The organism is Faecalibacterium sp. (genome assembly GCF_052358865.1).
Lineage (GTDB): Bacteria > Bacillota > Clostridia > Oscillospirales > Ruminococcaceae > Faecalibacterium > Faecalibacterium butyricigenerans.
This window is the reverse complement of sequence record NZ_DAWCVJ010000104.1, coordinates 1-6,743: the sequence shown is the minus strand read 5'-3', so window position 1 is coordinate 6,743 and position 6,743 is coordinate 1. Positions and strand designations below refer to the sequence as shown.

At 57.4% G+C, this 6,743-nt stretch carries 6 protein-coding genes and 1 pseudogene; all 7 read right to left on the bottom strand.

What is annotated here, in order from left to right; all coding sequences use genetic code 11:
• Positions 1–50: 50 nt before the first annotated feature.
• Positions 51–1,661, bottom strand: coding sequence for a CD1108 family mobile element protein (locus ACT8X9_RS12265; protein WP_444269173.1), 1,611 nt, complete (start codon positions 1,659–1,661; stop codon positions 51–53).
• The gene (locus ACT8X9_RS12260; RefSeq protein ID WP_444269172.1) at positions 1,642–4,035 is read right to left on the bottom strand and encodes a VirB4-like conjugal transfer ATPase, CD1110 family; all 2,394 of its coding nucleotides are present in this window, start codon (positions 4,033–4,035) and stop codon (positions 1,642–1,644) included. The genes ACT8X9_RS12265 and ACT8X9_RS12260 overlap by 20 nt, the downstream gene beginning before the upstream one ends.
• Positions 3,956–4,339, bottom strand: a complete 384-nt coding sequence (locus ACT8X9_RS12255) for a PrgI family protein (RefSeq protein WP_444269171.1) — start codon at positions 4,337–4,339, stop codon at positions 3,956–3,958. The genes ACT8X9_RS12260 and ACT8X9_RS12255 overlap by 80 nt, the downstream gene beginning before the upstream one ends.
• A 3-nt stretch (positions 4,340–4,342) precedes the next feature.
• Positions 4,343–4,918, bottom strand: coding sequence for an MT-A70 family methyltransferase (locus tag ACT8X9_RS12250; RefSeq protein WP_444269170.1), 576 nt, complete (start codon positions 4,916–4,918; stop codon positions 4,343–4,345).
• Positions 4,915–5,700 (bottom strand): DNA-methyltransferase, encoded by a 786-nt coding sequence (locus ACT8X9_RS12245; protein ID WP_444269169.1) that lies wholly within the window; start codon positions 5,698–5,700, stop codon positions 4,915–4,917. Before ACT8X9_RS12245 ends, ACT8X9_RS12250 begins: the two co-directional genes overlap by 4 nt.
• Positions 5,701–5,715: 15 nt before the next feature.
• Complete coding sequence (locus ACT8X9_RS12240; protein ID WP_444269168.1) at positions 5,716–6,582, bottom strand: VirB6/TrbL-like conjugal transfer protein, CD1112 family; 867 nt, start codon at positions 6,580–6,582, stop codon at positions 5,716–5,718.
• Positions 6,583–6,593: 11 nt separating this feature from the next.
• Positions 6,594–6,683: pseudogene (locus tag ACT8X9_RS12235) on the bottom strand (Maff2 family mobile element protein); the annotation flags it as partial.
• Between the last annotated feature and the right edge of the window lie 60 nt (positions 6,684–6,743).

Genomic DNA, 6,743 nt, shown 5'->3' with positions numbered 1-6,743 from the left:
CGTTCACCGAGTTCTTCACGGTAGAGTTCGTCGGCAGGGTCTGTTGTGTATTAGAGAGAGTGCCAATAGCTCGTGTTGAGTTTGGAATAATGGATGGGGTCGCCGCAGTCGAGCATCCAGCCGTCGCCCACATAGATGCCTACATGAGAAACGCCCGGTGTGTCATAGGTTCCCTTGAAGAAAACCAGATCACCGGGCTTGGGGTTGTTGGTTGGGGTGGAAATGTTGTAGAGCCCCTGGGCTCCCAGCCGTCCGAAGTCCCAGCCGCATTGATTGTAGACATAGCTGACGAAGCCGCTGCAATCAAAGGAAGTGTTGGGATTGGAGCCGCCCCACACATAGGGGAAGCCCACATATTTTTCCGCCTCTGCCAGAATAGCCGCAAAGGTTTCATCGGCCAGATATTCCTCCGGGATGTCATGCTCCGGGGGTGGGTTGGTGTACTTGGGTACATAGCCCGACTCCGGGAACAGGTCGGGGCGATTGCCCAGCGTAGCCATATAGAGGGCGTACCGGGAAAGCTGTTCCTCGGTCATCATGTAGATCGGCACATGGGACAGGTTGAAGTTTTCCAGCGTCACATAGCAAATGTAGTAGTTATAGGGCACCTGCACCGTGTAGGTGTTGCCCTCGCTGTCCGTCCGGGTTTCCGTCCGATACCGCACCTCCACCACCACATCCTCGGTGAGAATATACTGGCGGTCAAACAGGCTTTGAAGCGTACCCTGCACCTCGTCCACCGTCCACGCCCCCTCATGGAGCGCCGAGAGCATGGAGATCAGCACATAGGGGTCGTGCTCAATGTCATCGAGGTCAAAATGGTATTCGTCGTAATCGTGGGTGGCTTCATAGGTGTCGAGATACTCCCGCAGCTCGTCCTCCAATGCACAATAGGCGGCTTCGGCCCCCAGCATATCCGCGTCCTCGGACGCATAGGTGCTGGCGGCCACCGCACCCACAAGGCCGTTGCCAACCGACGCCATAGAAGAAACGCAGGACTGGAGGGAGAAGATCAGCAGACAGCAGGCCAGCGCAATAATCACGCCCACGGGATGCCGCTTGACGAAGCCCCACGCCCGGACAGCCAGCCGCTCTGTGGTGACAGCCGTTTTCTCGGCGGCCTTGGCCCCTTGCTTTGCGGCCTCCCGCGCCTGTTTCGCATACTGCTTTTGGATGCGCCGCTTTTGCAGATACCGGGAAAAGGCCCCCTTGTCCAGCTCAGGATGCTCCAGAGCCGCCGCCCGAAACTGATAGTCCGCCGTAGCCTTGATATGCCTGGCCTCGGCCTTGCGGACTGCTTTTGCCGGGTGTTCCCGGATGGCCTTTTTTACATGGCGCGTACCATGCCGCAGAACAGACTCGCCCACCAGCTCGGAGCGGTGAGCGCCCTCGGTGCCCACATTTTCATGCTCCACCTCATAGATTTTCCCATGCACAAAGCCATGCACGCCGCCCAGCGCCGCCCGGCCCGCACGCTTCACGGGGCCGGGACGCTTGGGCGGTTTCTGCTTCGCCAGCTTGCCCCGGGCCTTATCCAGCTTTTCACCCCGCTTTTCCATACGGAGCTTGGACTCCGCCGCCTGTTCCTGCCAGCTCTTGTGTCGGAACTTGGACTTCGGGACACTTTGTCCCGAAGTGCCCTTACTCGTCTTTTCGCTCATGGGCCATATCCTCCGGGCGGGTCGTCAGCAGATCGTAAATCTCACCACGCGGGAAGCGGTCAATAAACGGGATAGTCACATTCCCATAGAACAACAGGCCCTCGCCCGCGTTGGAGTGGGTGATGTAGGAAAGCTGGTGCTCTGAAATGCCGAGCTGTTTTGCGAGGATCGCCCGGTCACTCTGGGCCTGTGACAGCAGCACCATGAAATCGGTGTTATCCAGAATATTGGAAATCTCCGCGCTGGCTAAAAGGTCTTTCACATTTTGCGTCAATGCGCTGGGGACACAGCCCTTTTTACGGAGCATTTTCCAGACGGCCACAAAGTAGCTGGCGGTCAACTGGTCACGGAGCAGAACATGGAACTCGTCGAAGTAGCACCAAGTCGCCACCCCCGCCCGGTAGTTTTCGTCCACGGCCTGGGTGACAAACTCATTGGTAATGTGCATGGCGATCTTGCGGAGGTTTTCACCCATGCCCTTCAGCACGATGCACACCACCCGGTTTGAGGTCTGCACATTGGTATGGTGGTTGAACAGGTTGAGGGAGCCTGTGCAGTAGAGCTCCAAAGCGGTCGCCACACGGCGGGCCTCGGGCTCGGGCTGTTTCAGAAGCTCCTCATACAAATCTTGAAGCAAAGGCGTTTTCGCCGTTTCCAGCCCCAGCGCCATCTCCCGGTAGACCTGACGCACACAACGGTCAATGACCGTCCGCTCGATGGGCTGTAAGCCCTCCTTGCCGCCCAAGATCAGCTCACACAGGGACAAGAGAAAATCTGCCTTCATGGACAGGGGGCTTTCGCCGCCGTTCATATTCAGTTGGATGTCCATCGGGTTTAGGTGGTTGGGGCTGTCCGGGGCAATCTCGATCACCTGGGCTCCCAGCCGTCGGGCCAGCGGGACATATTCGCCCATCGGGTCAACAATCACAATGCGGTCATTGGTGGCGAGAAATACATTGAGCAGCTCCCGCTTGGCCGCGAAGCTCTTACCACTACCCGTTGAGCCGAGGTACATTCCATTGGCCGATTTTAGTTTTTTGCGGTCAGCCATGATGACATTGTGGGAAAGGGCGTTCATGCCGTAGTAGAGCGCCTGCCCGCCCATCCGCAGCTCCCTTGTCATAAAGGGGATGAAAATAGCCGTGGAGCTGGTAGTCATGCCCCGCTGGATCTCCAGCCCGTTATAGCCGAGGGCCAGCGAGGAAACAAATGCCTGCTCCTGCTGCCAGTCCAGCCGCTTCAAGGCGCAGTTGTACTTCTGTGCGATACCGCCCACGGTAAACACATCATTTTCCAGCCGCTGGCGGTTGGGTGCCATGTTCACCACCGTAAAGGTCAGCAGGAACATTCTTTCATTCCGGGACTGGAGGTCGGCCAGCAGCTCGGCGGCGTCCTTGGAAAAGGTAATGAGGTCGGGGGGCAAAATCTCCATGTCGTACCCTGCCCGGACAGCCTTTTTCTGTTCCTCGGCCTTCATGCGGCCAATGTCAGAGATTTTTCCCTTGATGGTCTTAATGGCTTTGAGCTGATCCACCGTCTGAATGTGCATGGTGACGGCCAGCTCCGCATCCAATTCCAAAATCTCAGCAAGGAGCTTGTCAGACAGCTCCGACGCCAAAATCTGCAAATAGGACGCCGCGCCCCAATAGCGGCCCACCCGGAAAGTGCGGCTGTCCCGGAAGTCGAAGCTGTCCGGGGCGATATAGTCCTTGGTGCCAAGGCCGTGCTTGGGGATGTCCTTCCACGCAAAGCGGAACGGCTCCCGATTGCCGGGGTGCATCTGGCTGTGGAGCAAAGCCAGCCGATCCCGACCAGACAGCGGCTCCGACTGAACGCCCAGCCGATGGAGGTTGCCCATCACATCGGCCTCCACGCGCTCCAGACGGGGGCGGGCCTCGGCCACACCCTCGGCAGGCAGGCCAAAGGTGATATACTTTGTGCGCTCAATGCCGTTGTTGCTTTTGGCGATCTGGTTTTTCAGCATAGAGGTGAACTCCTCCCGGACGCTGTTGAAGTGATCCTCGGCGGGCGGGATATTCACCTTGTAGCGGCTGCGGTCACGGGAACGGCGGTTGATAAAGGAAAGCTGGAACGGCAGCGAGCTGTCAAAGTAATTGAGGAATGAGCTCCAGCCGCCAAAGATGGCCGTCTGATCCTCGGTGGACGCCACGGAATAGTTGATGTCCTCGTATTCCACGGTTTTTGTGTAGATACCGCCGGGGAGCTGGCACACGCCGTCCGGGTGCATGGCGATATAGGGAATGGTCTGCTGGGCGGAAAGTCCGGCCCGGCCTTTAGCGGCCCTTGCGGTGCCGCGCTTTTGGGGTTTGCTTCTTGTCTGCAATAGGCTCCTCCTTTCCCGCGAATGGGGCATAGATATTCTGCGTTTTGTACGGTCTGATGCCGGGCCGGGTGAACTTGGCCCGGAGGATGTTTCGCACCACCTTTTCAAAGGGCAGGCCATCCCGCTCATACATGGCAAGCATAAAAGCCGGGAGCATCACCACCAGCATGACGAACATGGCCCCGGTGCTGCCAAAGGAGCTCCGGGAGAACAGATAGGCCGGGATGCCCACCAACGCCGCGCCGCCAAAGCAGACGAGCTGGCGCTTGGTGAGATTAAAGGCGATCTTGGTTTTGATTTTGGATAGGTCGTTGGGTACATTCACATAAGGCATAGGTCAGTTTCCTTTCTGAACTTCGGGACACTTTGTCCCAAAGTCCCGGATCGTGGGCTCCACCTCGTTTCCCCACACATCCCAACCGGGCGGGGTCTGCCTTGCGAACAGCTCCACACGGGGCAGATCGCCCATGAGGGACACAATCTTGTCACGGGCCTCGTCGGGCTTTTTGCTGTGGGCCTCGATGGGAGAAATGATAAACTGGTGGACATTTGCCGCCTGCCGCTTGGGGTGGCCCCTTGTTGCCAGCAGACAGATTTCAGCGTTGCCCCGCGTCCAGAAGCCCAGCCCATAAAACCAGCTATCCGCCTTGCGGTTCTTTTTCAGCCAGACAAAGGCCACGCTTTTATAGGTAAAGCCCCACGCCTCGATGAGCCGCAGGGCCTCCGGGAGCTGGGGAAAAGTCGCCCACAAAAAAAGCGCACTGTCCGGGGCCGCAAGCTTGGCCACAGGCAACGCGCACAATTCATTGATATTCATTGTCGGGTAATGGTTCTCCGCCGCCCCCTGCAATCCCTTTTGAGAATACCGCCAAGGGGGATCGGCGTATATGATAGGATATTTACCGATGGTCATTCTCCTTTCTCGCCACGCTCCACGGCCAGCCGTGCTTGTTCAATGCGCTGGACGGCAGGGCCATAGATGGCCGGGGCGCTTTCAAAGCAGACGAAGCGGCGGCCCGTATTGATGGCGGCCACGGCGGTTGTCCCGGAGCCAGCGCAGAGATCGGCCACCACCTCGCCGGGGCGGGTGTAGGTCTTGATAAGGTACTCGCACAGCTCCACGGGCTTTTGTGTGGGGTGGGTAGGATGTGCCACCGTCTGCACAAACAGCACATTCCCCGGATAGCGCCGCCCGTCATTAGATGCCGAGCCCTGCCGCTCAAACTTGCCGTAGTTGGGACTGGAGCCCTTGCGGGCGTGTACCTTGCTGTACGGCTCCCCATAAGTAAACTGCGGGAAGTAAGCCGGGGACTTCTGGTAGAACACCAGAATGTTCTCCGACTTTTTCAGCGGGGCGCGGTTGGCATTGAGAAAGCCCGTCCCGCGTTCCTTATACCACATCCACTCATAGCGGAGCATGGCAAGGTTGGATGCCCCCAGCACCTTGTCATAGGGGCATTGAGCGAAGAACAGGGCCGCACCGTCGGGCTTGACCGCCCAGCGCACCGCCTCCCACAGCGCATCCAGCGGCAAAGGCACATCCCAATAGTTCCGGGTCGTGCCGTAGGGCGGATCGGTCAAAAGCATATCCACCGAATGACGGGGTAAGGACAGCAGCCCCTCGATCCCGTCCATGAGGAAAAGTCCCTCCTGGGACTTCGGGACACTCTGTCCCAAAGTGGAAGTATCGGCCATAATCACGCCCCTTTCTTAATGTGCGCCAAAGATACTCTTGCTGATCGTCCCGGTTTTGAACAGCATAAAGCAGAGCAAAACCGTGTACCCCACGCAGCCCCAAATGGCCCCGATGGGGTCGCCGCTGGTGGAGATACCCTGCACCAACACGCCGTAGATGCCCACACACAACAAAATGAGCAGCCCTTGGAAACCAACGGCGAACAGGGATTTTAGGTAGTTCTGGCCCATCTGCCCGACTTCCCGGTTAGATAGGGTCGCCACGGGGATGGGGGCTAAACTGGTCAGCATATATATTTCCAGCATACGGCCATAGACAAGAACAAAAATGATGATACTCAGCGCCTTCATGGTAAGCCCAATGAGCATCGTCTGCATGAACAGTCCCAACAGGGAGCCAAGCTCCATCGTTTCTAAAGTGGCTTCCAGCGTTGCCAGCATATCCGGGGTGATGTCGGTTGAGCCTTGGATCACGCCAGCGGAGCGGGCAATCACGCTCTGCGACACATCGAACACCGCGTTTACAATGTTGAATGTGTTGGAGAGAATGAGGATGGCCGCCGCCGTTTTGAATATCCACTTAAAAAAGAGCCATGTGTCGATGTCGTGCAGGTTGTTCCTGTCTATGAGCATCTGGATCAGTTCATAGGTTGCAACAAAGGTTAGGATCAGTCCGGCAATCGGTAAAATCACCGTTTCGGATATTTGCCGTATGAGGGAGAAAACCCCAGCGTTCCACGCCGCCGGGGTCGTTCCCACCTGTACCGCGATCTCTCCGACTCGGGTATTCACCGTGTCAAAAAGCCCTGTGAGGTTTCCCATGATCCCCTCGATCAAAAGCCCTTTCAGCCATTCCGTGATCCATTCGGTGAGAATACCCATAAGCCGTTACCTTAAAACAGGCCAGACAGCAGGGGGATCAGAGTGGTGCCAATCACGATGATACCGCCGCCAGCCATGAGCTGCTTCATGCCCTGGCTCTTTACTGATGTGTGATAAAGAAGTAATAGAAGTGTAAAAAATTTTGCCGTTCCTATCCGGCA

Bases quoted from the DNA above. Each gene is read 5' to 3' on its own strand.
- ACT8X9_RS12240 (WP_444269168.1), bottom strand. From the start codon at position 6,582: ATGGGTATTCTCACCGAATGGATCACGGAATGGCTGAAAGGGCTTTTG.
- ACT8X9_RS12260 (WP_444269172.1), bottom strand. From the start codon at position 4,035: ATGCCCCATTCGCGGGAAAGGAGGAGCCTATTGCAGACAAGAAGCAAA.
- ACT8X9_RS12265 (WP_444269173.1), bottom strand. From the start codon at position 1,661: ATGAGCGAAAAGACGAGTAAGGGCACTTCGGGACAAAGTGTCCCGAAG.
- ACT8X9_RS12255 (WP_444269171.1), bottom strand. From the start codon at position 4,339: ATGCCTTATGTGAATGTACCCAACGACCTATCCAAAATCAAAACCAAG.
- ACT8X9_RS12245 (WP_444269169.1), bottom strand. From the start codon at position 5,700: ATGGCCGATACTTCCACTTTGGGACAGAGTGTCCCGAAGTCCCAGGAG.
- ACT8X9_RS12250 (WP_444269170.1), bottom strand. From the start codon at position 4,918: ATGACCATCGGTAAATATCCTATCATATACGCCGATCCCCCTTGGCGG.